The sequence below is a fragment of the Catellatospora sichuanensis genome, assembly GCF_007483665.1.
GTDB classification, from domain to species: domain Bacteria; phylum Actinomycetota; class Actinomycetes; order Mycobacteriales; family Micromonosporaceae; genus Catellatospora; species Catellatospora sichuanensis.
This window is the reverse complement of sequence record NZ_ML660189.1, coordinates 97372-120687: the sequence shown is the minus strand read 5'-3', so window position 1 is coordinate 120687 and position 23316 is coordinate 97372. Positions and strand designations below refer to the sequence as shown.

Annotated in this window: 24 protein-coding genes and 1 tRNA gene; 10 read left to right on the top strand and 15 right to left on the bottom strand. The window is 70.3% G+C overall.

The window, feature by feature from the left end:
• Positions 1-24: 24 nt before the first annotated feature.
• Both rho and thrB read right to left on the bottom strand, forming a co-directional pair.
• Positions 25-1932 (bottom strand): transcription termination factor Rho, encoded by a 1908-nt coding sequence (gene rho / locus FLL47_RS10885; protein WP_144120353.1) that lies wholly within the window; start codon positions 1930-1932, stop codon positions 25-27.
• A 383-nt stretch (positions 1933-2315) separates the two neighbouring features.
• A complete protein-coding gene (thrB, locus tag FLL47_RS10880) occupies positions 2316-3218 on the bottom strand; it encodes a homoserine kinase (RefSeq protein ID WP_425457677.1) in 903 nt (300 codons plus the stop codon).
• A 293-nt stretch (positions 3219-3511) separates the two neighbouring features.
• Between thrB and FLL47_RS10875 the strand changes: the two genes are divergently transcribed.
• Positions 3512-3886 carry a hypothetical protein gene (locus tag FLL47_RS10875; RefSeq protein WP_144120351.1) on the top strand — a complete coding sequence of 125 codons (375 nt, stop codon included), beginning with the start codon at positions 3512-3514 and terminating at the stop codon, positions 3884-3886.
• Between the two features lie 31 nt (positions 3887-3917).
• On the opposite strand, the gene FLL47_RS10870 is transcribed toward FLL47_RS10875, so the two are convergent.
• The 7 genes from FLL47_RS10870 to argS form a co-directional block, all read right to left on the bottom strand.
• Complete coding sequence (locus FLL47_RS10870) at positions 3918-4115, bottom strand: type II toxin-antitoxin system antitoxin (protein ID WP_144120350.1); 198 nt, start codon at positions 4113-4115, stop codon at positions 3918-3920.
• A 9-nt stretch (positions 4116-4124) separates the two neighbouring features.
• Positions 4125-4997 carry an SPFH domain-containing protein gene (locus FLL47_RS10865; protein ID WP_144120349.1) on the bottom strand — a complete coding sequence of 291 codons (873 nt, stop codon included), beginning with the start codon at positions 4995-4997 and terminating at the stop codon, positions 4125-4127.
• A gap of 59 nt (positions 4998-5056) precedes the next feature.
• Positions 5057-6274 carry an MFS transporter gene (locus FLL47_RS10860; protein WP_144120348.1) on the bottom strand — a complete coding sequence of 406 codons (1218 nt, stop codon included), beginning with the start codon at positions 6272-6274 and terminating at the stop codon, positions 5057-5059.
• A gap of 158 nt (positions 6275-6432) precedes the next feature.
• Positions 6433-7482, bottom strand: coding sequence for a threonine synthase (gene thrC, locus FLL47_RS10855; protein ID WP_144120347.1), 1050 nt, complete (start codon positions 7480-7482; stop codon positions 6433-6435).
• A gap of 231 nt (positions 7483-7713) precedes the next feature.
• Positions 7714-9000, bottom strand: coding sequence for a homoserine dehydrogenase (locus FLL47_RS10850; protein ID WP_144120346.1), 1287 nt, complete (start codon positions 8998-9000; stop codon positions 7714-7716).
• Between the two features lie 45 nt (positions 9001-9045).
• A complete protein-coding gene (lysA, locus tag FLL47_RS10845) occupies positions 9046-10431 on the bottom strand; it encodes a diaminopimelate decarboxylase (protein WP_144120345.1) in 1386 nt (461 codons plus the stop codon).
• 9 nt (positions 10432-10440) lie between these two features.
• On the bottom strand, positions 10441-12090 hold the full coding sequence (gene argS / locus FLL47_RS10840; RefSeq protein WP_144120344.1) for an arginine--tRNA ligase: 1650 nt from the start codon (positions 12088-12090) through the stop codon (positions 10441-10443).
• 86 nt (positions 12091-12176) lie between these two features.
• Here argS and FLL47_RS10835 point away from each other — a divergent pair, with 86 nt between their 5' ends.
• Both FLL47_RS10835 and FLL47_RS10830 read left to right on the top strand, forming a co-directional pair.
• Positions 12177-12986, top strand: coding sequence for a thioredoxin-like domain-containing protein (locus FLL47_RS10835; RefSeq protein ID WP_144120343.1), 810 nt, complete (start codon positions 12177-12179; stop codon positions 12984-12986).
• Between the two features lie 10 nt (positions 12987-12996).
• On the top strand, positions 12997-13626 hold the full coding sequence (locus FLL47_RS10830) for a DUF305 domain-containing protein (protein ID WP_144120342.1): 630 nt from the start codon (positions 12997-12999) through the stop codon (positions 13624-13626).
• Positions 13627-13707: 81 nt separating this feature from the next.
• Here the strand turns inward: FLL47_RS10830 and FLL47_RS10825 are convergent, their stop codons facing one another.
• The gene (locus FLL47_RS10825) at positions 13708-14397 is read right to left on the bottom strand and encodes an LPXTG cell wall anchor domain-containing protein (RefSeq protein ID WP_144120341.1); all 690 of its coding nucleotides are present in this window, start codon (positions 14395-14397) and stop codon (positions 13708-13710) included.
• Positions 14398-14583: 186 nt separating this feature from the next.
• Between FLL47_RS10825 and FLL47_RS10820 the strand changes: the two genes are divergently transcribed.
• The 6 genes from FLL47_RS10820 to FLL47_RS10795 all read left to right on the top strand — a co-directional run bounded on the left by FLL47_RS10820 (position 14584) and on the right by FLL47_RS10795 (position 17087).
• A tRNA-Arg gene (locus tag FLL47_RS10820) sits at positions 14584-14655 on the top strand.
• Between the two features lie 22 nt (positions 14656-14677).
• On the top strand, positions 14678-15085 hold the full coding sequence (locus FLL47_RS10815) for a hypothetical protein (RefSeq protein ID WP_144120340.1): 408 nt from the start codon (positions 14678-14680) through the stop codon (positions 15083-15085).
• Complete coding sequence (vapB, locus tag FLL47_RS10810; protein ID WP_144120339.1) at positions 15078-15296, top strand: type II toxin-antitoxin system VapB family antitoxin; 219 nt, start codon at positions 15078-15080, stop codon at positions 15294-15296. The genes FLL47_RS10815 and vapB overlap by 8 nt, the downstream gene beginning before the upstream one ends.
• Positions 15293-15697 (top strand): PIN domain nuclease, encoded by a 405-nt coding sequence (locus tag FLL47_RS10805; RefSeq protein ID WP_144120338.1) that lies wholly within the window; start codon positions 15293-15295, stop codon positions 15695-15697. The genes vapB and FLL47_RS10805 overlap by 4 nt, the downstream gene beginning before the upstream one ends.
• 308 nt (positions 15698-16005) lie before the next feature.
• Complete coding sequence (locus tag FLL47_RS10800) at positions 16006-16215, top strand: hypothetical protein (protein WP_144120337.1); 210 nt, start codon at positions 16006-16008, stop codon at positions 16213-16215.
• A gap of 104 nt (positions 16216-16319) precedes the next feature.
• Complete coding sequence (locus FLL47_RS10795; RefSeq protein ID WP_144120336.1) at positions 16320-17087, top strand: hypothetical protein; 768 nt, start codon at positions 16320-16322, stop codon at positions 17085-17087.
• Between the two features lie 57 nt (positions 17088-17144).
• Here the strand turns inward: FLL47_RS10795 and FLL47_RS10790 are convergent, their stop codons facing one another.
• Positions 17145-17660 carry a hypothetical protein gene (locus FLL47_RS10790; protein WP_144120335.1) on the bottom strand — a complete coding sequence of 172 codons (516 nt, stop codon included), beginning with the start codon at positions 17658-17660 and terminating at the stop codon, positions 17145-17147.
• A gap of 147 nt (positions 17661-17807) precedes the next feature.
• Between FLL47_RS10790 and FLL47_RS10785 the strand changes: the two genes are divergently transcribed.
• A complete protein-coding gene (locus tag FLL47_RS10785) occupies positions 17808-18305 on the top strand; it encodes a hypothetical protein (RefSeq protein ID WP_144120334.1) in 498 nt (165 codons plus the stop codon).
• On the opposite strand, the gene FLL47_RS10780 is transcribed toward FLL47_RS10785, so the two are convergent.
• The 4 genes from FLL47_RS10780 to acpS form a co-directional block, all read right to left on the bottom strand.
• Entirely contained in the window at positions 18302-19153 is an 852-nt protein-coding gene (locus FLL47_RS10780) for a phosphatase PAP2 family protein (protein WP_186315656.1), read from the bottom strand. The two genes, FLL47_RS10785 and FLL47_RS10780, sit on opposite strands and share 4 nt — an antisense overlap.
• 469 nt (positions 19154-19622) lie before the next feature.
• On the bottom strand, positions 19623-20618 hold the full coding sequence (gene nadE / locus FLL47_RS10775) for an NAD(+) synthase (RefSeq protein ID WP_144120332.1): 996 nt from the start codon (positions 20616-20618) through the stop codon (positions 19623-19625).
• On the bottom strand, positions 20615-22636 hold the full coding sequence (gene asnB / locus FLL47_RS10770) for an asparagine synthase (glutamine-hydrolyzing) (RefSeq protein WP_144120331.1): 2022 nt from the start codon (positions 22634-22636) through the stop codon (positions 20615-20617). The genes nadE and asnB overlap by 4 nt, the downstream gene beginning before the upstream one ends.
• Positions 22637-22640: 4 nt before the next feature.
• Positions 22641-23315 (bottom strand): holo-ACP synthase, encoded by a 675-nt coding sequence (acpS, locus tag FLL47_RS42810; RefSeq protein WP_186315655.1) that lies wholly within the window; start codon positions 23313-23315, stop codon positions 22641-22643.
• Position 23316 lies beyond the last annotated feature (1 nt).

Here is a 23316-nt window from a genome sequence, read left to right as displayed (position 1 = left end):
GCCCTTCATGTCGCTGCGCTCAGCTCACTCGTTGGGAGTGGACTTCGCGATCTGCATCAGGAACTCGATGTTGGTCCGGGTCTGCTTGAGCTTGTCGAGCAGCAGATCCAGGGCCGCCTGCGAGTCCAGCGAGTGCAGGACCTTGCGGAGCTTGTGCACGATGACCAGCTCCTCCGGCGCCAGCAGGATCTCCTCCTTGCGGGTGCCGGACGGGTCGATGTCGATGGCCGGGAAGATGCGCTTGTCGGCGATCTTCCGGTCGAGCTTGAGCTCGGCGTTACCCGTGCCCTTGAACTCCTCGAAGATGACCGTGTCCATCATGGAGCCCGTCTCCACCAGCGCCGTGGCGAGGATGGTGAGCGAACCGCCGTTCTCGATGTTGCGGGCAGCGCCGAGGAAGCGCTTGGGCGGGTACAGCGCGGTCGAGTCGATACCACCGGACAGGATGCGGCCGGAGGCCGGCGCGGCCAGGTTGTAGGCCCGGCCCAGACGCGTGATCGAGTCCAGCAGCACCACCACGTCGTGACCCAGCTCGACCAGGCGCTTGGCCCGCTCGATCGCCAGCTCGGCGACGGTGGTGTGGTCCTGCGGCGGCCGGTCGAACGTCGAGGCGATGACCTCGCCCTTGACCGAGCGCTGCATGTCGGTGACCTCTTCAGGCCGCTCGTCCACCAGCACCACCATCAGGTGGCACTCCGGGTTGTTCGTCGTGATCGCGTTCGCCAGCGCCTGCAGGACCATGGTCTTGCCGGCCTTGGGCGGGGACACGATCAGCGCACGCTGGCCCTTGCCGATCGGCATGACCAGGTCGATGACCCGGGTGGTGAGGATGTGCGGCTCGGTCTCCAGACGCAGGCGGTCCTGCGGGTACAGCGGAGTGAGCTTGTAGAACTCGCCACGGCGGCGGGCCTCCTCGGGCTCCATGCCGTTGACGGTGTCCAGGCGCACCAGCGGGTTGTACTTGTCCCGCCGCTGCTCGCCGTCCCGCGGGCTGGCCTTGACGGCGCCGGTGATGGCGTCGCCGCGGCGCAGGCCGTACTTCTTCACCTGCGACATCGACACGTAGACGTCGTTGGGGCCGGAGAGGTAGCCGGTGGTGCGCACGAAGGCGTAGTTGTCCAGGACGTCGACGATGCCGGCGACCGGCACGAGCACGTCGTCCTCACCCACGTGCGGCTCGCCGCCGCCACCGCTCGCGCCGACCGTCTCGCCACGCTCGCGGCCTCGGCGGCGGTCACGGAACCGGCTGCGCCGGCCGCGACGGCCGTCGCCGTCCTCGTCGCCGTCGAAGCCGCCCCGGTCGGGGCCGCGGTCGGCGCCACGGTCGTTGCCGCGGTCGGCGGTACGCTCCCCGCGCTCCGGCCGGTCGCCGCGCTCGGCACGTTCCCCGCGCTCGGGACGGTCACCACGCTCGGGACGTTCCCCGCGCTCGGCGTTGCGCTCGGCACGCTCGGGACGGTCGCCGCGCTCGGCACGCTCGGGACGGTCACCGCGCTCGGCACGCTCACGGCGGGACTCGCGACGGTTCTCGCGGCCCTCGGCCGGTGCCTCCGCCTCACCACGGGGCTCCGGAGCGTTGCGGCGGCTACGACGCTCGCCACGCGGCTCGGTGCCCTCGGCTGCTGTCGGCGCGGGCTCGCCCGCTGCCTCGCGGACCTCGGCCCGCACCTCCTCGCGAGCCGGAGCAGCGGCCGCGGCTACGTCAGCACGGGGGCGCGGTGCGCCACCGCCCTGGCTGGCCGTGATCGCGGCGATCAGCTCGCCCTTGCGCATGCGTGCGGTGCCCGTGATACCCAACCCCGCTGCCATGGTCTGCAACTCAGGCAGCAGCTTCGCGGAGAGACCGCTGCCGGCGGAGCGGCGGCGCCGGCCGGTGGAGGCGTCGTCAGCGACGTGGGAGACATCCGACGTCATGTCGGTGGTGTCGCTCAATGGATTCCTTCCCTCGATTGGCCGGGGCTGCCCGGGTCTTCTTGCGACAGTTGGCGGCCGGGCGGCCTCGGAAACCCGTGGTGCTCATCCAGAGCGCTACGGGAGTTTTTGCGCAGTCACGACGACGTTCCGCCACCGTCCACATACGACGGCGTGGACACGCCTGGAGCGTGCGATCAGTCTGCGGCAGGCATAGGACTGGGGGTGGACGGCCGTTTGGCGAACGTATCCGTCTGAACCGAGCTCCGGTTGCGCCGCCCCGCAAGATCGGGCGCTTCGCGGCTGTGCTGCCTAGAGCGTAATCAACGACTGAGACCAGCGGCAACACCGGGCTACTCGGCGTGTCTGAAATGCTGCAAAAGACAGGTGATACGCCCCGGTTTCTAACCAGGGATCCTACCCGCCGAAACGCGGGCGCCACCAGCGAACACCGCAAGAGTGTGTGCCAACCAACTCCCGCCGGCCTCGAAACCGGACGGCACGGCTGAAAGCGCCAGCACGCTCGGCCCGGCCCCGCTCACCACGGCGGCGACGCCGGCCTCCCGGAGCTGTGCAACCAGCGCGGCGGTCTCCGGCATTCCCGCAGCCCGGTAGCCCTGGTGGAGGCGGTCCTCGGTGGCCGCGAAGAGCAGGCCCGGGGCGCCGGTCAGCGCATGGGTCAGCAGTGCCGCCCGGCCCGCGTTGAAGGCGGCGTCGGTGTGCGGCACGGTGGCCGGCAGCGCGGCGCGTGCGTGGGCGGTCAGGCCGCGTACGGCGGGCACGAACACCGTCGGCCGGATCTCCGCGGCCACCGGCAGCGCCACGGCACGCGCCCCGCCCGCCTCGGTCCAGGCGATCGTGAAGCCGCCCAGCAGGCACGGCGCGATGTTGTCCGGGTGCCCCTCGATCCGGCCCGCGATGCGCACCTCGTCGGCCCGGGTCAGCCGCCCGCCGGTCAGCGCGTTGGCCAGGGTCACCCCGGCCGTGATCGCGGCGCTGGAGGAGCCCATGCCGCGCGCCTGCGGGATCCGGTTGACGCAGCGCAGGCCCAGGCCGACGGGCTGGGCGCCCAGCTCGCCGAACGTCTCCCGCATCGCGCGTACGACCAGGTGGGTGTCGTCCTGGGGCAGCTCGCCCGCGCCCTCACCGGTCACCTCGACGGTCGTCTTGCCGTCGTCGGCCACCCAGGCGGTGACCTCGTCGCAGAGGTCGAGCGCCAGGCCCAGGGCGTCGAAGCCCGGTCCGAGGTTGGCGCTGGTGGCGGGCGCATGGACGGTGTACGCCCCGGGCGCGAAGGAGATCGTCACGATGGCCATGGTAGGGCCGCGCCCTGCGCCGCCCGCCCATCCGGTGGCCCGGCCGCCCAATCCTCGGGAGCCGGCCCCGGCCCCATCGCCGCCGCGGCGGATCCCTCCTGCCGCAACTCTCAGGGACTTGCGGCCTCAGGACTCCCCGAAGGCCGCAAGTCCTGAAAGTTGCGACTGGGCTGGGCGCGGCGGCAGGTCGGCGGCGTGGGGAGGGCATCGGCCGCCATGCGGTCGGGCGGGGATGGCGGGCGCTCGATACGGTGTCGGGGTCGCCCACCCCTCGGGAGCATGCTGTGGAATCGTTCGACATGTCGCTGCTCGGCGTCATCCTGCCGCAGGCCGTCGGCGTGCTGCTGATGATCGCCGGCCTGGTCGCGGCGCTGGCGCTGCGTACCCGCCTGGGCTCCGCCGCCACCGGCCTCACCGTCGCGGCGACCGGACTGGGCGCGCTGACCTTCCTGATCAGCACCTGGTGGCAGACCTTCGGCCTGCGCTCGGTGATCGAGGAGGGCGGCAGCTCGCGCTACGCCGCGATCAGCTTCGTCAGCCTCGTCCTCTGGCTGCTCCACCTGGTCTGGACGGGTCTGCTGCTCGGCGCGGTGTTCGCCGGGCGGCGCCGACCGCCGGTGGTGGAGAACGCCGTCATGGCACCCGGATCGCCGCTGTAGCGCCGCCGTCCGTTATGGAGGGACGGCGGTCTCAGCCGCCGTCCGGCTCCTCGTCGGCGGGCACGCCCGCGGTGGGGCGGTCGATCTGCCGCCCCACCGATTTCAGCGCCGCCCGCAGGGCGTACTCGATCTGCGCGTTGACGCTGCGCAGGTCGTCGGCCGCCCAGCGGGCGACGGCGTCGTACACCGCGGGATCCAGCCGCAGCAGCAGTTTCTTGCGCTCAGGCACGCGGCGTCCTCAGTAGAGGGAGCCCGTGTTGACGACAGGCTGCGCGTTGCGGTCGCCGCAGAGCACCACCAGCAGGTTCGACACCATGTGCGCCTTACGCTCCTCGTCCAGGTCGACGACGCCCTGCTCGCGCAGCTGCTCCAGCGCACTGGAGACCATGCCGACCGCGCCCTCCACGATGGTGGACCGCGCCGCGACGATGGCCTGCGCCTGCTGGCGGGCCAGCATCGCCTGCGCGATCTCCGCAGCATAGGCGAGATGGGTGATCCGCGACTCGACCACCTCCACGCCGCCGAGGATGACCCGCTCGCGCAGCTCGGCGGTGAGCTCCTCGCTGGCGGCGGCGCTGTCGCGCAGGCTGGTCCGGCCGCTGGCGTGCGCCTCGTACGGGTAGCTGGTGGCCAGGTGCCGCACCGCGGTCTCGGCCTGCACCTCGACGAAGTGCACGAAGTCGTCCACGGCGAACTTGGCGGCGTAGGTGTCCACGACCCGCCACACCACGACCGCGGCGATCTCGACCGGGTTGCCGTCGGCGTCGGAGACCTTCAGCCGGTTGGACTCGAAGTTGCGGATCCGCTTGGAGATCTTCGACTTCCCGGTCAGCGGCCAGGTCCAGTGGAAGCCCGGCTCGCCGATGGTGCCGACGTACTTGCCGAAGAACTGGATCACCCGGGCGTCGTTCGGGCTGATCACGATGAAGCCGGTCGCGATCAGCACGAGCAGCAGCGTGCCGACCGCGACGGCGGGGGCGATGGCGGCGACGGCGTCGTCGGCGTCCGGCACGCCGACGTTGGCAGCGATGACCGCGATCATGGCGGCCAGCACCAGCAGGCTGACGACGATCATGATGAACCCGGAGACCCGGAACGCCTTACGCTGCATGGCGACTCCCTCTACTATCGAAGTGATATCACTAAGCTAGCAGTGAGTGTCAAGCCCGGTCAGTCGGCGAGCGCGGCCACCGGGGCCTGGACCGGGATGCGCCGGGTGACCAGGAACCAGCCCACGGCGTAGGACAGCGTGGTGACGCCGCAGCAGGCGACCAGCACCCGCCAGTCCACCGAGTCCACGAACGCGCCCACGACCAACTGCGAGGCGGTCACCGCGAGCATGGCGATCATCGTGTCGGTGGCGTTGACCCGGCCCCGCAGCTCGTCGGGCACCTCCTGGGCGATCGCGTAGTTCGACATCACCCAGTTGCCGCCGCCGGCCGCGTGCGCCAGGAAGATGCCCGCCAGCACCAGCGGGAACCAGCCCGCCGCGGCCACCCCGACGTAGACCAGGCCGTAGGTGGACATGGACAGCGCCAGCGCCGGGAACAGCCAGTGCGGCCGGGCCAGCGCCGCCCGGAACAGGAACGGGCCGACCACACTGCCCAGGCCGCGCACCGCGAACATCAGGCCCAGCCCCCGTGCACCCATCCCGAACGTCGCTGCGATCAGCGGGAACGTGGCCAGCAGGCCGTTGCCGGTGCCCACCGCCGACTTCACGGTGACCAGGGCCAGCAGCCGCGGCTCCCGGCGCAGGTAGCCCATCGCCTCGCGGATCGCCGCGAACGCCGGGCGGGACACCGCCGGCAGCGTGTCCTGGGTCGGCCGCTTGATCCCCGAGGTCAGCAGCGCCGAGGTCACCAGGCTCACCGCGACCAGGCCGAAGCAGGCGTACGGGGACAGCCACTCGGTGACCAGGCCGCCCAGCGACGAGGCGACCACGGTCATGGTGCCCCACGCGGTGCCGTTGACGGCCATCGCCGGGCCCATGTCGGCGGGGTCGACGAGGTTCGGCACGGCCGCGTTGGCCGCCGGGGTGTAGAACGCCTTCGCCGCGGCGAGCGCGCCCAGCGCCACCAGCGCGATCGGGCCCGCGCCGGGGCCGCGCACCAGGAACAGGCCGCCGACGGCGACCAGCGCCGAGAGGTTGGAGGCGATCAGGATGTGCTTGCGGTTGAACCGGTCGGCGATGGTGCCCGCGTACGGCAGCAGCAGCGCGACCGTGCCGGTCTCCACGGCCAGCGCCAGCCCGCCCCAGAGCCCCTGACCCGTCTCCCTGTTGAGCAGCACCAGCAGCGGAACCATGACGAACCAGTCCGCCCCGAAGACGATGACCTCGGCGAGGAACAGGCGGCGGAAGTCGGCGCTACGCGTAAGGACCCTGAGCACGTACGCACCGTACACCTGAGAGCGATCTCACGAACCCCGGGCACGCTGTGACGTGCGCCCCGTCGGGGTTTGCAGTTTCGGGGAAACTGCATCGTCGTCGCGAACGGAAGGTGCACTTTCCCCGAAGCTGCAGCTGCGCCGGGGGCGGTCGGCGTCGGTCAGGCGAGGCCGAGTTCGCGGGCCGCGGCGAGCGGGTCGTTGCCGATCGTGGTCGGGGCGGGCGCGGTGGAGATGGCCCACTCCGGGTCCTTGAGGCCGTGGCCGGTCACCGTGCAGACGATGCGCGAGCCGTGCGGCACCTTGCCGGCCGCGCACGCCTGCAGCAGGCCCGCCACGCTGGCCGCCGAACCCAGCTCGACGAAGACGCCGACCTCGCGGGCGAGCAGCCGGTACGCCGAGAGGATCTCGCGGTCGGTGACGGCGTCGATGAGACCGCCCGAGGCGTCACGCGCGTCCAGGGCCTTGGTCCACGAGGCGGGGTTGCCGATCCGGATCGCGGTGGCGATCGTGGACGGGTTGGCCACCACCGCCCCGTTGACGATCGGGGCGGAACCGGCGGCCTGGAAGCCGTACATCTTCGGGGCCTTCGTGGCGTTGCCCGCCGCGACGTCCTCCTGGTAGCCCATCCAGTACGCGCTGATGTTGCCCGCGTTGCCGACCGGCAGGCAGTGGATGTCCGGCGCGTCGCCCAGCGCGTCGACGATCTCGAACGCGGCGGTCTTCTGCCCGTGCAGCCGGTCGATGTTCACCGAGTTGACCAGCGCCACCGGATAGTCCTGGGAGAGCTTGCCCGCCATCGCCAGGCAGTCGTCGAAGTTGCCGCTGACCTGCAGCAGCTTCGCACCGTGCACGAGCGCCTGGGCCAGCTTGCCCAGCGCGATCTTGCCCTGTGGCACGAGCACCGCGCAGGTGATGCCGGCGCGGGCGGCGTACGCCGCGGCGCTGGCGGAGGTGTTGCCGGTCGAGGCGCAGATGATCGCCTTCGCGCCGTGCTCGACGGCGGTGGAGACGGCCACCGTCATGCCCCGGTCCTTGAAGGAGCCGGTCGGGTTGGCGCCCTCGACCTTCAGGTAGACGTCACACCCGGTGCGGTCGGACAGCACCGGCGCGGGCACCAGCGGCGTGTTGCCCTCGTGCAGCGTGATCACGGGCGTCTTGTCCGTCACCGGCAGCCGGTCCCGGTACTGCTCGATCAACCCACGCCACATGCTGGCCTCCTTACCGAGTGTCATCGAGTACCTTGCCCGCTCGACGCCGCCATCACCACTCAGGTTCCACCCTCCGGGACGTCGATCCCAAGGGCATCCACCCCTTCACGCGCCGCCACCGCCGGGCCCGCGCCAACCTAGAGGTTGATCACGGTCCCAGGGTGGTGACACGCCGTCGGACACGTCCACAAGTTCATGATCGACGCGCGCGGCCTGCCTGCGGCAGCCGCGTCAGAACTCCACGCGGAGGACGGAGGCCACGGCGCGGACGAAGTCGAGGGTGCGGAGTTCGGCGACGGTGGCGGCGAGGGCGCTGTCGGGGGCGGAGTGGGTGACGATGACAAGGCTGGCGTCGTTGCCGCGGCCCGACTGGTTGACGGTGGCGATGGAGACGTCGTGGCGGGCAAAGACACCGGCCACCGCGGCCAGCACGCCGGCGCGGTCGGCCACGTCCAGCGAGACGTGGTAGCGGGTGCGGACGTCGCCCATCGGGTGGACGGCGAGGTCGGCGTAGGAGGACTCGCTGGCGGCGCGTACCCCGGCCAGGCGGTTGCGGCCCACGGCGACCAGGTCGCCGAGCACGGCGCTCGCGGTGGGCGCGCCGCCCGCACCACGGCCGTAGAACATCAGCTGCCCGGCGGCCTCGGCCTCGACGAACACCGCGTTGAACGCCTCGCCGACGCCCGCCAGCGGGTGGGTGCGCGGGATCATCGCGGGGTGCACCCGGACGCTGACGCCGCCGTCGGCGGTGCGGCCCGCGATGCACAGCAGCTTGATCGTGCAGCCCATGGCCTTCGCACTGGCCACGTCGGCCGCGCTGACCTCGGTGATGCCCTCGCGGTATACGTCCTCGGCCTTCACCCGGGTATGGAAGGCCAGGCTGGCCAGGATCGCGGCCTTCGCGGCGGCGTCGAAGCCCTCGACGTCGGCGGTCGGGTCCGCCTCGGCGTAGCCCAGCGCGGTCGCCTCTTCGAGGGCCTCGGAGAAGCCCGCGCCGGTGGCGTCCATCGCGGAGAGGATGAAGTTCGTGGTGCCGTTCACGATGCCGGTGACCTGGGTGATGCGGTCCCCGTGCAGGGACTCGCGCAGCGGGCGCAGCAGCGGGATCGCGCCCGCCACCGACGCCTCGTAGTACAGGTCCGCGCCGCCCTCGGCGGCGGCGTCGTGCAGGCTGCCGCCGTCCTCGGCCAGCAGCGCCTTGTTGCCGGTGATCACGCTCTTGCCCGCGCGCAGCGCCTCGACGAGCCAGGTGCGGGCGGGCTCGATGCCGCCCACCACCTCGATGACCACGTCCACGTCGTCCCGCTTGACCAGGCCGAGAGCGTCCGTGGTGAACAGGTCCGTGCTGACCGGCAGGTCGCTGCGGTCACGGCCCGCCCGGCGGACGGCGATGCCGACCAGTTCGACGGGTGCGCCGATACGCGCCGTCAGGTCGTCGGCCTGCTCGTGCAGCAGGCGTACGACCTCCGAGCCGACGGCGCCGCATCCCAGCAACGCCACCTTGACCGAGTCAGCCACTTCGTCTCCCGTAACGCTCAACATGGCAGGGGCGGAGATCGCGCCCTACCCCACGTCCAACGCCAGGAGATCGTCCTCGGTCTCCCTGCGCACGATCACCCGTGCCTGCCCGTCCCGCACCGCCACGACGGGCGGCCGCGGCACGTGGTTGTAATTACTGGCCATGCTCCGGCAGTAGGCGCCGGTTCCCGGCACCGCAATAAGATCTCCGGGCCGGACGTCAGCGGGCAGGAATTCATCCTTCACCACCACGTCCCCCGCCTCACAATGTTTTCCCACCACGCGGGCAAGAATCGGCTCGGCCTGTGACGCACGCGACGCCAGCGTCGCCGAGTACGACGCGTCGTACAGCGCGGTACGGATGTTGTCGCTCATGCCGCCGTCCACGCTCACGTAGGTGCGCAGCCCGTCGAGCGGCTTCACCGTGCCGACCTCGTACAGCGTGAAGGTGGACGGGCCGACGATGGCCCGCCCCGGCTCCACGGACAGGTGGGGCTCGGCGATGCCCAGGCCCCGGCACTCGTCCGCCACGATCTTGAACATCCGCTCGGCGAGTTCACCGGCGGGCGAGGGCGTGTCCTGGCTGGTGTACGCGATGCCGAAGCCGCCGCCGAGGTCCAGCTCGGGCAGCTCGGCGCCCAGCTCGGTGCGGATGCGCTCCTGCAGGGTGAGCACCCGGCGCGCGCTGACCTCGAAGCCCGACGTGTCGAAGATCTGCGAGCCGATGTGCGAGTGCAGGCCGCGCAGCTCCAGCGTGTCCTCGGTCAGGATGCGCTTTGCCGCCTCGAACGCCTTGCCGCCCGCCAGCGAGAACCCGAACTTCTGGTCCTCGTGCGCGGTCGCGATGAACTCGTGGGTGTGCGCCTCCACGCCCACGGTCACCCGGATCATGACCCGCGGGCGTACCCCGTGCTCCCGGGCGATCGCGGACAGGCGCTCGATCTCGTCGAACGAGTCGACCACGATGCGGCCCACGCCCGCCTGGACGGCGCGGGTCAGCTCGCGTACCGACTTGTTGTTGCCGTGCAGCGCGAGCCGGGTCGGGTCCATGCCCGCCGCCAGCGCGGTGGCCAGCTCGCCGCCGCTGCACACGTCGAGGTTCATCTCCTCCTCGACCAGGATGCGCACGATCGCCCGGCACAGGAACGCCTTGCCCGCGTAGTACACGTCCGCCCCCGCGAAGCCCTGCTTGAAGTCGCGGCAGCGGGCCCGGAAGTCCTCCTCGTCGAGCAGGTACGCCGGGGTGCCGAACTCCTGCGCCAGCGAGGTCACGTCCAGGCCGCCGACGCGCAGCACACCCGCCTCGTCCTTGCGCACCGTGCGGGGCCACAGCGGCGTCATCAGCTCGTTCACGTCAGCGGGCGTACGCAGCCAGGAAGGTCCCTGGTGCCCGAAGTCGCCGTGCAGGGCACCTGCCTCATGGGCTCTCATGCGGGAAGGTCACATCCGTTCAGGGGCGGTCACGCCGAGCAGGCCGAGGCCGTTGGCGATGACGGTGCGGGTCGCGTCGTTGAGCCAGAGCCGGGCGACGTTGCCGGGCTCGATCGGGTTGTCGCCGTGCGGCAGCACGCGGCACGCCGGCTCGTCGTAGAAGCGGTGGTAGTCGCCCGCCAGGTCCTCCAGGTAGCGGGCCACCCGGTGCGGCTCGCGCAGCTCCGCCGCGCTCTTGACCACGGTCGGGTAGTCGCCCAGCGCCTTGAGCAGCTCCAGCTCCTTGGGGTGCCCCAGCAGCGCCGGGTCGAACTCCGCGGTGTCGCGGGTCAGCCCGAGGTCGGCGGCGTTGCGGGACACGCTCGCGGTGCGAGCGGCGACGTACTGCACGTAGTAGACCGGGTTGTCGCGGGTCGCGCGCGTCCACAGGTCCACGTCGATGTCGATCGGGGAGTCGCTGCTGTAGCGGGCCAGCGCGTAGCGGGAGGCGTCCACGCCGATCGCCTCGACCAGGTCCTCCATGGTCACCACGGTGCCCGCGCGCTTGCTCATGCGCACCGGCTGGCCGTCGCGGACCAGGCTGACCAGCTGGCCGATGAGGATCTCCAGGTTGACGTCCGGGTCGTCGCCGAAGCAGGCCGACATGGCGCGCATCCGGCCCACGTAACCGTGGTGGTCGGCGCCCAGCATGATGACGATCTTGTCCGCGCCCCGGTCCCGCTTGTCGAGGTAGTAGGCGCAGTCGGCGGCGAAGTAGGTCCAGTCGCCGTCGCTCTTGCGCAGCACCCGGTCCTTGTCGTCGCCGAAGTCGGTGGTGCGCAGCCAGGTCGCGCCGTCGGCCTCGTACAGGTGGCCCTGCGCCCGCAGCCGTTCCAGGGCCAGGTCCAGCTCGCCCTTGGCGTGCAGGTCCTTCTCGTTGAAGTACACGTCGAAGTGCGTGCCGAACTCGTTCAGCGAGGACTTGATCTGCGCGAACATCAGCTCGACGCCCTCGACCCGGAACGTCTCCAGGTCGTCGGCCCCCGGGTGCTTCGCCCGGACCGCCTCGGCGATCTCCGCGATGTACGCGCCGCCGTAGCCGTCCTCCGGCGTCGCCTCGCCCCGGGCCGCGGCCTGCAGCGACTTGGCGAACCGGTCGATCTGCGCACCGGCGTCGTTGAAGTAGTACTCAGTGGTGACCTCCGCGCCCGCCGCCTTGAGCAGCCGCGCCAGCGCGTCGCCGACCGCGGCCCAGCGCACCCCGCCCAGGTGGATCGGGCCGGTCGGGTTCGCCGAGACGAACTCCAGGTTCAGCCGCAGCCCGGCCAGCGCAGTGCCGTGCCCGTACGCCGGCCCCTGGGTGACGACCAGGCGGGCCAGCTCCCCGGCGGCCGCCGTGTCCACCCGGATGTTGAGGAAGCCCGGCCCGGCGATCTCCACCGCAGCGATCCCTGTGAATTTGCTGAGTTCTTCGGCCAGGCCCGCGGCCAGCTCACGCGGGTTGGCGCCGACCTTCTTGGCGACCTGAAGAGCCAGGTTGGTGGCGTAATCCCCGTGCTCCGGGTTGCGCGGGCGCTCCACCGTCGCCGCCGCCGGCAGGGCCGCCAGATCGAGGCCGCGGGCCGTGAAGACGGCTTTTGCGGCGGTCAGGACGGCATCGGCGATATTCGCGGGAGTCACCCGGCCATGCTAACCGGGTAGACTTCGGCCCTCTGCGTCCCACCGCACGGCGGGCGCGCCCACCCCTCGATGTGACGGACACCACGATGAGCATCAGCACGCAAGGCGGGGAGCAGCACCGCCCCAATGTTGTGAAGGTCGGCGGCAAGCCCGCGGCCGGCGCCAAGCCCGGCACGAAATCCACCACCGGCGGCAAGACCCCGCCCGCCAAGGGTGGCAAGGGCGGCGGCCCCCGCAAGCCGATCACGCCAATCAAGGTCAACCAGGGCCGCAACTGGGGACCCATCGCCATGTTCGCCGCCGTCGGTCTGATCGCGGTCGGCATCATCGGCTGGGGCGCCTGGGCGGCGTTCAAGCCGGGCGGCGCAGGCTACGACTGGGAGACGCGCGCCGGCGCCATCGACGGCATCACCCACGTGACGACGGAACTCAAGAGCAACCACACGTACAACCAGGAGAAGTACGAGCTGACCCCACCGGTCGGCGGCACCCACAGCTACGTGTGGCAGCAGTGCATCGGCAACGTGTACGACGCACCCATCCCGAACGAGCACGCGGTGCACAGCCTCGAGCACGGCGCGGTCTGGATCACGTACCGCAAGGACCTGCCCGCCGACCAGGTGGCCGAACTCGCCGCCAAGGTCCAGGGCAAGGAAATGATGATGATGAGCCCGGTCGAGAACCTGGACAAGCCGATCTCGCTGCAGGCGTGGTCGTACCAGCTCAAGGTGGACACCGCGAGCGACTCCCGGATCGACGACTTCATCGGTGCGCTGCGCGTCAACGCCACCCAGGAACCGGGTGCGACGTGCCAGGGCGGCAACACCGCCACCGGCGACAAGCCGCTGACCGAGGAGCAGGCAGCCGCGCTCCAGCAACAGCAGCAGCAGGGCTGACAGGAGCGACATGACGGACGTGGGGAACAGCCCTCGGTTCAGCACGCGAGGGCTGGCCCTCTCCGTGGCGCTCGCGCTGCTGGTCGGGCTCGCCATCGGTTTCGGCGTGACCCGCCTGGCCGCGCCCGGCACCCCGGCCGACGACTCGGCCGCTGCCGGCTTCGCGCGCGACATGACGACCCACCACGCCCAGGCCGTCGCCATGGGCATGATCGCCACGAAGAAGGGCAACGCACACGAGGTGCGTACCCTCGGCGAGGACATCGCGCTGACCCAGCAGGCCCAGATCGGCATCATGGGCCAGTGGCTGCGGGACTGGGGTCTCAACATCAACTCGGACGCCAGGCCGATGGCCTGGATGCCCGACGGCGACAAGGCCCTGACCAACGGCAACCTGATGCCCGGCATGGCCACGCCGCAGGAGATGACCGCGCTGGAGAACGCCACCGGCAAGGACGTCGACCGCCTGTTCCTGGAGATGATGATCAAGCATCACCTGGGTGGCGTGCACATGGTCGACGCCGTGCTGACCCAGACCGACGACCCCGACGTGCTCTGGCTCGCCAAGGGCATGAAGGCCCGTCAGTCGCTGGAGATCTCCGAGATGCAGCAGCTGCAGGCGACCCTCGCCAAACGTTGAGGTGTACACGCGAGAAGGCCCCGCCGGAGTTCCGGCGGGGCCTTCTCGTACCTGCGCGTCGGCGTCAGGCCGAGCCGGCGATCAGACCTCGGTCGGCAGATCGCGGCGTCGGCGCACCAGGAACAGCGTCCCTGCCCCGCCGACGACCAGCGCCAGGCCCACGATGGCGGTGACCGTCACGGCAGCGCCGGTCACCGGGAGACCCGGCCCATCCGACGGCGAGGGCGTCAGGCCAGGGGTGCCCGTGGACGTGCCCGGCGTCGGCGTCCCGCCACCCGGCGTAGGCGTCCCGCCGGGAGTCGGCGTGCTGGTGTCGGGCGTGCCACCGCAGGTGTGGCTCAGGGTGAAGAAGTCCGGGCTGTTGGTCACGACCGCCGAACCCGCGGTCAGCGTCCAGCCGGCCGGTGTGAACAGGTACGCGTGCTTGCCGTCGTCACCCGCCTGGTAGAAGTCGTTCTTGTAAGGGTTGTCGTCCGCGTCCGGAATCTCGACGACGACGGTGTTGCCGCCCAGGTCCTTGAACGTCAATGTGATCTTGACGAACTCGCCCCCGGTGCCCGGCAGGATGAAGTGCCAGCCGTCCTCGTCCGCGGCGCGGGGAGCGAACCGCTCGTCGTCGCACAGCTGCGGGGTGAACGAATCGGCCAGGACCGTCTTGCCGGCCTTGGTCTGGTTCAGCGGCACGGTCGTGTCCGCGTGCGCCGGACCGGCGAAGGCAACGCTGGCCAGCGCAGCGATCGCCGCGGTGAGAAGAGGCCGCACGAGGCGCATGGATGTTCCTCCGAGGGGATGGACAGGTGGGTCAACTGCCACATCCTCGCCTGGACCTGTGTCGGCAGGCATCGGATTGAACGCCCGCAAACCGATGATCGACACGACACGCCATCGGCCGAACAGCCGACCCGGATACCGATTCGATGCCGTGAGGGGGACCTGCTACTCTTTGTCGGTCGCTGAGCCCCCGTAGCTCAGGGGATAGAGCACCGCCCTCCGGAGGCGGGGGCGCAGGTTCGAATCCTGCCGGGGGCACCTTTTACACGATTTTCGGCTGATGTCGGAATTTATCGATGAGCACTCGAAGGCCATTGAGCTGCGGAACTCTCGTCCTACTCCGCCACAGCTCGCAGCCGGCCGCGAAGCGGCTTCCCGCCCACTGGCTGATCCGCTAAGACAGATTATCGACTTTCGTACATATCGCTACGACAAGAAGCACTACTCGTACCCGACGCGCCACGACGCCATCGCGGTCAGCTCCGGCGGACTTCCGTCGCCGGGCCTGAGCCGGGCCGGGCGATGCGTGCGAGCTGGAGTTCGACTACGAAGCGTCGGCGGCGGCGACGAGCGCGGACGGCAGTCGGCAGCAGCCCAAGCAGGTTCCATCAGCGAGGTCGATCCGCCGACGTCGGCGGTGATATCATTAGATATCACCGCCGTGCAAGCTGGGAGTGATCATGACTGACCTTCTCATCCGTGATGTCCCCGATGAGATTGTCGCTGCCCTCGACAGCAACGCCGGACGGCTCGGCCTGTCACGAAGCGAATACCTGCGGCGGACGCTCACCCAGGCCGCCCACAAGCCTGGCGCCGTCTCGATCGAAGATTTGACCAGGTTCGAGAACAGCTTCGCCGATCTGGCTGACGAGGAGATCATGCAGCAGGCGTGGCAATGACCTGGTTGATCGACAAATCCGCGCTTGTTCGGCTATCGGCCAGCCCCGACGCTGCCGAGTGGGCCGATCGCATCGGCCGAGGATCGGTCCACATCACCACTGTCACACTCCTGGAGGTAGGGTTCTCCGCCCGCTCCGCTCGTGACCTTCGCACAGCCTCCGGCCGACCACCGCTGTCGCTGATGCCCGTCGAGTACCTGACCCCGGCCATGGAGCAGCGGGCAGTAGATGTTCAGCTACAGCTCGCCGATCGTGGCCTGCACCGCGCACCAGGCATTCCGGACCTGCTCATCGCCGCCGCGGCGGAACGCGCCGGCCATGTCCTGCTTCACCTGGACAAGGATTTCGAGCTCATCGCGGACTTGACAGGCCAGGCCAACGAGCGCCTACGGATCCTCTGACCCCGGCAGACCCGGCAGGTCCGCCCTGACGTTGCCTCTACGGGAGTCCCGTTCGCCACCCTAGGTCACGGGTCGAAGGCGCGGCAGCGAGCACCTCGTGCAGGTAGCTCGCCGCTGGCCGCTCGTATCGGCGCTTGGGCGCGTTTGGGCTGGGCAGAGGGCCGAAGTCGACCGAGCCGTCGCCGCGAAGCAACCTTTCGCGCTGAAGTTGAAAGCGGGGATCGGCAGCCCGGATACAGGCTTATGTCGAGCACAGGAAAAGTCGGCAACACCTGTCAGACCTTGGCTATTGCGGGTAAGGGAAGTCTGTGAGCGCAGAATTCACCTATGAATTGCCCGCCGACCACCCGGACCCTCGGGCCGGTGATGTGCTGGAGGTACCGCACGACCTGGGCGGGCGGGAACCCGTGCAGGTCATGCTGTCCCACATTGACGTGCTGACCACGACGCCGCCGGAGTGGTGGGTGTACGGCCAGGACCGTGCAGGCTACGGCGTGCGCGTCTACGTCCACCGATAGCACTCCGCGCCGCTGCTACCAGGCGGGTGGGCTCGTCAGCCACGAGCAGGCTCCAGCCGGACGCTCCGCCTATCTGGCGGCCACCGCGGCGGGCCGAGGTCGTCGTGCTCACCGCCGCGCGGCCCGACACCACCGGACGGATGCCCCTGACCGCCCATATTCCAGGCATCAACCAGCTCCGGCCGCCGACCGATACAGTGCCGCGCGTGATCCCACCCGGCACCCCACCCCAGCCACCGTTCAGCCCATGGTCCGGCCATGGCCGTACGGCGAACGTCGCCGCCCTGCCCACCGCCGTCGGTGTAGGACGCCGACGGCGGTGGCCGTGGGTGCTCGCCGTCCTCACCGTGCTGAGCCTGGGCTGCTGTGGGGTGCTCACCGTCGTCACCGAACCGATCCGCGACCAGTACCCGGTGCGTGCCGTGCTCGGCGCGGAAGTCGCGGGCTTGCGCAAGGACACCAGCCCGCAGTTGCAGGCGTTGGAGCAGGAATTGATCGACGACATCCACGCCGAGAGGGGGGAGTACGCGGACGCGATCGGGGTCAAGTTGGACGACCCGAAGGCCGAGAAGAAGGTGGTCTTCCTCGTGGTCGTCACCGCGCTCGTCCTCGACCCGGAAAGCGAACTGGACAAGGTCATGGCCATGGTGGGCGACGGGGTGCTCAGGAACGCGCAGGCGTACGACGCGCGCCCGCGCGGTGGCGTGCTCAAGTGCGCCGACATTTACGACAAGGGTGGCCGTGACGCCGTGGCCTGCGGATGGATGGACTATGGCAGCTTCGGCATCGCCGTCTTTTACGGCGGTCGGCCCAAGGACGACAGTGCGCAGCTGTTGTACACGATCAGAACGGAGATCCTGGTCAAGGCCTGACCGGGGCAGGTGAGCGTTGCCTCTGCCGAATACCTGCCGAAGTTGTCCCGCGGCGGATCACCATCGGGCTGTGCTCCCGCCTTCCGAACCTGCCTGCGAGAAGGCGGCGATCTGCCGGGCAGCCGCCGAGATGAAGTCATCGTGAACCTGCCGGGACCGGTCCGCCCTCAGCTGGAGATCCTCGCGACTATCGGCGTCATGGATGAACGAGGCATGATCGACTAGCTCGGCAGCCAGCCTCGCCACTTCTTCATCGAGAGCAACCATCCTCACTTTGAACATCGCACCCCGCGCTGCCACCCGGACGCGAAACGCCTCGGCCTTGGCGCTCGCGTACTGATCGCTGTCCTTGCCATGCCTCTCGCCGGCCAGCCACCGCTGAATCTGCGCACCTCGGAACGCTGTTGCGGCCTCTGCAAGCGAGCTGTACGTATTCAAGTGCAAGTCTCGCAACCGCCCAGTTGCCTCGACGGCATCGCGCCAGTTCATCTGCCTGCGTTGAAGAAGATGGGCCACTACCGACCCCAAAAGCGTTCCCGCTACCGCGATGAGAGCTACCAGCGCTGCCTCCACGCCCACATCTTCGGGTAGTGGCGCAACAATGCGCCTACCTTGCGCATAGCGTGCACGGATGTCTGGGCTGGGAGCTTCCACGTGAGCTGGTCGCGCAGGCGTTCCGGGTCTTCTCCGGAAGTGGTCTGTCCGCTAGCCTCTCCGCTCGTGCAGAAAAAGACCCTCGGGTGGCTCATCATCGCCGGTGTCCTGGCGGTGTTCGGCGCGGTCGGCTGGCTGGCATACGTGCAAGGCTCGACCGGCGGTCTGTTTGCGGTGATCGCGTCATTGGTCCTCGGCGCGGGTGCTGCCGTCGCGGTCAAGCTGCGCGAGCGCCGATTCGTCCGCAACGCGGTGTCCGGACATGCGCGTGTCCACGACAGCGTGGTGTTCGAGTCCGACCCTCAGCACGGCCTGGTCCAGGTCGCGATGCTGCTGGAATTCGAGGGCGTCGGTGTCGCCGCGGGCCACCGGATCTACCGGATCTTCCGGCTGCCGGCCCGACAGTTGGAGCGGTACGCGGCCGGGGCACGGCTTCCGGTCCGGGTCCTTCCGCAGGACCTTTCCGTGGTGCAGATCCTCGCCGAGGACGAGCCCACCGCCGGCGGCAGACGCGCCTACGTCGAGGCGCGTGAATCGCAGACTCCGCTCGACAGCTACGCCTAGCCGCGTCGGTTCAGCCACCACAGGGCGAGCAGGGTCCAGGTGCCCCAGACCAGAACCGCCGCCAGGCCCAGAGACAGCGCGGACGGGCCGTCGTCGACCAGGACCAGTGACGCCGCGGCGACCGGGAGCACGCCGCCCGCAACGAGAGCCACGCGGCGACCCGCGTCCGGCATAGGGCCGTCCGTAACCGGGTTGAGCTCGGCCGCCAGCGCGCACGCCGGTGCGGCCACCGCGACGACGATCAGCGCTGCGGCGAGCACGTCACTCGGGCGGTGCCAGTCCGCCGCCACGACCGCGAGGCAGACGCCGAGGGCCCACAGCCCGACCAGCGCGCCCGCGGTCCGGCGATGCCGGGCGGGTATCGCCAGCAGCGTCGCGGCGTACACCGACAGCGCCAGGGCGGTGTGGCCACTGGGAAAGCTCTGGTCCGCGCGGCGTACGCCGACGTCGAGCAGCACCGGCCTGGTCAGCGTGAGCTTCAGCAGCTGGACGATGCCGGCGCTCACCACGACGATGCCGATCGCGAGGACCACCGTGGCCCATCCGCGCCGACGCCGTCCGACCACCACCGCTCCCAGCAGTGCGCCGAATGCCACCAGCGGTGTCAGTTTCAGCAGTGCGCGCGCCAGCGTGTCCGCGAGCCCACCAGCCGCCTGGGCGGCACCTTCCAGGACCGCGTCCTCGTACGCCTGTCCGGCCTCGGTGTTGACGGCGCCCCAGTACAGCGCGGCCACTGCCGAGACGCATGCGACCACGAGCCAGTAGACCTGCGGCGCTCCACGCCACGGCACGCGGTGCCGGGGTGGCGATGCGCCGGGCGGTCGGGCGTGCGTGTCGGTGGTCGGCACCGGCTCTGCTCCTTCGTGGGCGACGCGCCGTGGCCACGCCGGCCGTCCGCAACGGCACGGCGGCGGCGGCCGTCGATCACGGAGCGTAGGAATCTTCCGCACGACGTGCATGTCACGCTACCCGCTGCCACCGACGGGAAGCGGCAATGCCACGGGAGATGTCGAGTTCCCGATAGGGCTGACAGGTGCCTGCCCTACCTGCCGACGGCTGGGCGACACTCCGATCATCGACACGGAGCGTGAGCACGCTGCGGTGGACCTGCGGGACGTTACCGCCGACGTCCGCTCCGGCGTGGACGCGGTGATCCACCTACCGCGTACTGCTCGTCGCCCGTGGCGCAGGTATGCGCGCCGCCGGGAATCAGGTCATGGGCGCGGGCACCCTGCCTCCGCGACTGGTCCAGTCTCAGGCCTCACCCTGTCGTATCAGGTGGGAAGCTTGCGGAGGGAGGGTGCCCGTCAGCCGAACTCAGTGCTTGATCTCCGGCACGTCCACGGCGAGCCGCGGCGCCAGGTGCAGGTAGTTCGAGGTGCGCCGCTTCTGCTCGATGTCCCGGTACACCCGCAGCACCTGCTCGGCCGTCAGGTCGGTCGCCTCGGCCACCTCGTCGACGGCGATGCCGTTGTTGAGGCCGTACAGGCACAGGTCCATCCGCTGGTACGGCAGCGAGAAGTAGAACTCCTCCTGCGACTGCGGCAGCGAGTAGGTGTCCGTGGTGGACGGCCGGGCGGAGATGTCGGCCGGCACACCGAGGTGGTCGGCGAGCTGGTAGACCTGCGTCTTGTACAGGTGCGCGATCGGCTTGACGTCGGCCGAGCCGTCGCCGAGCTTCACGAAGAAGCCCTGGTCGTACTCGAGCCGGTTCGGGGTGCCCGACACCGCGTAGTTCAGCCGGTCCCCGTGGTAGTACTCCATCATCTTGCGGACCCGCTGCTTGAAGTTCGTCGCGGCGACGATGCCGAGGTACGCCTCCGTGGTGAGGCGGTGCTTGCTCTGCGTTCCGTCGGGTGCCTGCACCACCACCGAGTAGAGCCGGAAGCTGTCGGAGTCGATCACGCTGGGCAGCACGATCTTCGACTTGTACCCCGGGCCGTACTCGGGGCAGACGAGCCGGATCGCGTCGTCGCGCCGCCGGTAGCAGCCGGCCGCGTCGAGCAGCGGGGTGATGTCCTCGTGCACCGACTCGATGCCGAGGCTGTCGGCTACCAGGCGGCTGAGTCCCAGCGTGTCGTCCGAGGAGTCGCGCTCCGGCATGTGCAGGCCGAACACGCGCTCCTTGCCGACGGCGGCGACGCAGGCGGCCGCGACGACGCTGGAGTCGATGCCACCGGACAGGGCGACGATGATGCCCCGGCGCTTGGTGTTCGCCAGGTACTGGGTCAGCGTTGCCGAGATCCGGGCCATCTCCAGATCGGCGTCGATCCGCAGGCTGTCCGGCCCGAACGCCGTGGCCGAGCTGGTCATGCGTTGCCTCCATGGTGGTTGTCGTACGCGTTGTCACTGCGGGTCATATCCACTGCCACCTGCAGTTCAGGCAGCGGCGAGGCCGCAGCCCCGCCGTCGCCTGCGATGAACTGCCGGTGGGTGAGTTGAGTCGAGATCACGGCCATGAGCCGCATGCTGTCGGTGTTGCTCATCTGCTCGCCGCCGGTGCGGCGGCACTTGGCGACCAGCCCCGCGACCTGCGCGGGCTGGAACACGCCCGCGTCGGCCACCGCACGCGCGGATGTGACCTCGTCGAACCAGTCCGGGGTGCCGGCGGCGAAGAAGCTCGCCGCGTCCGGTGCCCGGTAGGGCTGCTTCGGGCGGCGGCGGATCTCCTCCGGCACCAGATCGGCGAAGGCCCGCTTCAGCAGGTGCTTCTCGTCCAGCCCGAAGAGCTTGTACCGGGCCGGGAGCGTGGCGGCGAACTCCAGCACGTTGGCGTCCAGGAACGGGAACCGGCCTTCGACCGAGTTCGCCATGAGCATCCGGTCGCCCTGCGACGCGAGGATGTAACCGGACAGCAGCGTGGTCATCTCCAGCCACTGCGCGCGGCCCAGCGGATCCCAGCGCTCGCTGCCGTCGGGCAGCGCGCCTGCCAGCCCTGCCGGGTCGGCTGGGTCCGCGTCGCCGATCGCCGCCTGCAGCTGCGGCGACAGCATCCGCTTGAGCACGGCGGTCGCGTCCCAGCGGGGCCGGTGCGACAGCGCCGGGTCGGTGGCGTCCAGGTTGCGGCCGAAGAAGCTGCGCGCGAACGCGGGAGCCTGCCCGGGCGAGCGCACCATCCACGGGTACAGCAGCTCGGCGGCGCGGTGCCGCTTGGCCGAGCCGGGGTCGGCGGCCCAGAAGCGCCGCACCCGGGCCTCCCGGAAGATGTCGTAGCCGGCGAACACCTCGTCGGCGCCCTCGCCGGTGACGACGACCTTGTACCCGTTGTCGCGTACCAGCTTCGACAGCAGGTAGAGCGGCGCCGGGGCGGCGCGCAGCAACGGGGTCTCGGCGTGCCGCACCACGTCCGGGAACACGTCGGCGATGTCACGCGGGCCCACCACGATGTCGTGGTGCTGCGTGCCCAGCGCCGCGGCCATGATCTTCTGGTAGCCGCCCTCGTCGAACTCGTCGCTGGAGAACCGCAGCGAGAACGTGTGCAGTGGGGCCCTGGTGTACCGGGCGACGACCGCCGTCGTGATCGAGGAGTCGAGGCCGCCCGACAGGTAGGCGCCCACCGGCACGTCGCTGCGCAGGAAACGCAGCCGCGCGGCCTCCACGAGCTTGTCGCGCAGCAACTCGGTGGTCTCGTGCAGGTCCGGCAGCGGCTGCTGCCGGTCCGGGAACTCGATGCGCCAGTACGGCACGGTGCGGAACCCGGATTCGTCGTACACCGCGTAGTGTCCCGGCGGCAGCTGCTCGATGCCCTGGAACACGGTGCGCGGGGCGACGGTGGACCAGTAGGTCAGCGTCTCGTCGAGACCTGCCGGATCGAAGGCCCGCGGCAGGCGCGGATCGGCGAACAGCGCTTTCACCTCGGAGGCGAACAGCAGGCCGGACGGGGTGCGGGCGTAGTAGAGCGGCCGGACGCCGACCCGGTCCCGGGACAGCACCAGCCGCCGCGCCCGCCGGTCCCAGAGGGCCACCGCCCACTGCCCGTTGAAACGGCGGAAGCAGTCCTCGCCCCACTCCTCCCACGCGTGCACGATCACTTCGGTGTCGCTCGAGGTCCGGAACGTGTGGCCCAGCCCGCGCAGTTCCTCGGCGAGCTCGACGTAGTTGAAGATCTCGCCGTTGAAGGACACCCACCGGCTGCCGTCGGCGTTGCTCATCGGCTGTGCCCCGCCGGCCGTGTCCACGATGGCGAGCCGGGTGTGCCCCAGCGCCACGCGGTCGTCCTGGAAGTACCCGCAGCCGTCCGGACCGCGGTGCACCAGCCGCCGCATCATGTCCAGCAGCAGCTCGCGGTCAGGAGTCTGGTCGAACGAGGCGACGCCGCACATCCCGCACATCAGCTCACGCTCCGCTACGGGCGCGGCCGAGGACCCGCACCATGGCGTCGGGGTCACTCAGCACGGCCAGGTCGATGTCGTCGTCGGTCAGCGTCACGTCGAACACGTCCTCGAACAGGATCGTCAGCCGCAGCGCCGCGAGCTCGGGGTCGGCGTCCGCCTCCCCCATGCCCGACCACTCGGCCAGGACCTGTTCGACCTGTCCGCGATCCACCACGGCACCACCTGTCGCTTCGAGCGGGCGCACCTGGGCGCCCGACTGGCTGGCTTCGGCCCGCGCCGCCGGCTGCGGCGTGGGCCGTCGTGCGGACGAGGTCACCATGGCCACGGCCGTGGCGTACTCGTCGCAATGTGACATCGAGATGCGGATCTCGACGACACCGGCCTGCTCCGCTTCGGCCAGCACGGCGCCGGACAGCTGAATGCCCGGCGCTCCGTGCCCGCCGTTCACGACCTCGACCATCCGCCACGGCACCGGGCCGGACCACGCGAACGGCAGCGCCTTGAGCACTGCCTCCTTCGCGGCCAGCCGTGCCGCGACGTGCCGGCTCGGCACCGCTTTGCCCACGCAGTACGCGACCTCGCCCGGCGTGAACCAGCGTTGCAGGAACGCCGCTCCGCTGCGGTCCATGAGGGCCGCGACCCGCGCGACCGAGACGATGTCGGTACCGACGTTCACA

Excerpts from the sequence above, each read along its gene's own strand:
- lysA (WP_144120345.1), bottom strand. The coding sequence starts at position 10,431 with ATGAGAGCCCATGAGGCAGGTGCCCTGCACGGCGACTTCGGGCACCAG.
- FLL47_RS10835 (WP_144120343.1), top strand. The coding sequence starts at position 12,177 with ATGAGCATCAGCACGCAAGGCGGGGAGCAGCACCGCCCCAATGTTGTG.
- asnB (WP_144120331.1), bottom strand. The coding sequence starts at position 22,636 with ATGTGCGGGATGTGCGGCGTCGCCTCGTTCGACCAGACTCCTGACCGC.
- vapB (WP_144120339.1), top strand. The coding sequence starts at position 15,078 with ATGACTGACCTTCTCATCCGTGATGTCCCCGATGAGATTGTCGCTGCC.
- FLL47_RS10825 (WP_144120341.1), bottom strand. The coding sequence starts at position 14,397 with ATGCGCCTCGTGCGGCCTCTTCTCACCGCGGCGATCGCTGCGCTGGCC.
- FLL47_RS10805 (WP_144120338.1), top strand. The coding sequence starts at position 15,293 with ATGACCTGGTTGATCGACAAATCCGCGCTTGTTCGGCTATCGGCCAGC.
- nadE (WP_144120332.1), bottom strand. The coding sequence starts at position 20,618 with ATGACCAGCTCGGCCACGGCGTTCGGGCCGGACAGCCTGCGGATCGAC.
- FLL47_RS10830 (WP_144120342.1), top strand. The coding sequence starts at position 12,997 with ATGACGGACGTGGGGAACAGCCCTCGGTTCAGCACGCGAGGGCTGGCC.
- FLL47_RS10815 (WP_144120340.1), top strand. The coding sequence starts at position 14,678 with ATGTCGGAATTTATCGATGAGCACTCGAAGGCCATTGAGCTGCGGAAC.
- FLL47_RS10865 (WP_144120349.1), bottom strand. The coding sequence starts at position 4,997 with ATGCAGCGTAAGGCGTTCCGGGTCTCCGGGTTCATCATGATCGTCGTC.
- thrC (WP_144120347.1), bottom strand. The coding sequence starts at position 7,482 with ATGTGGCGTGGGTTGATCGAGCAGTACCGGGACCGGCTGCCGGTGACG.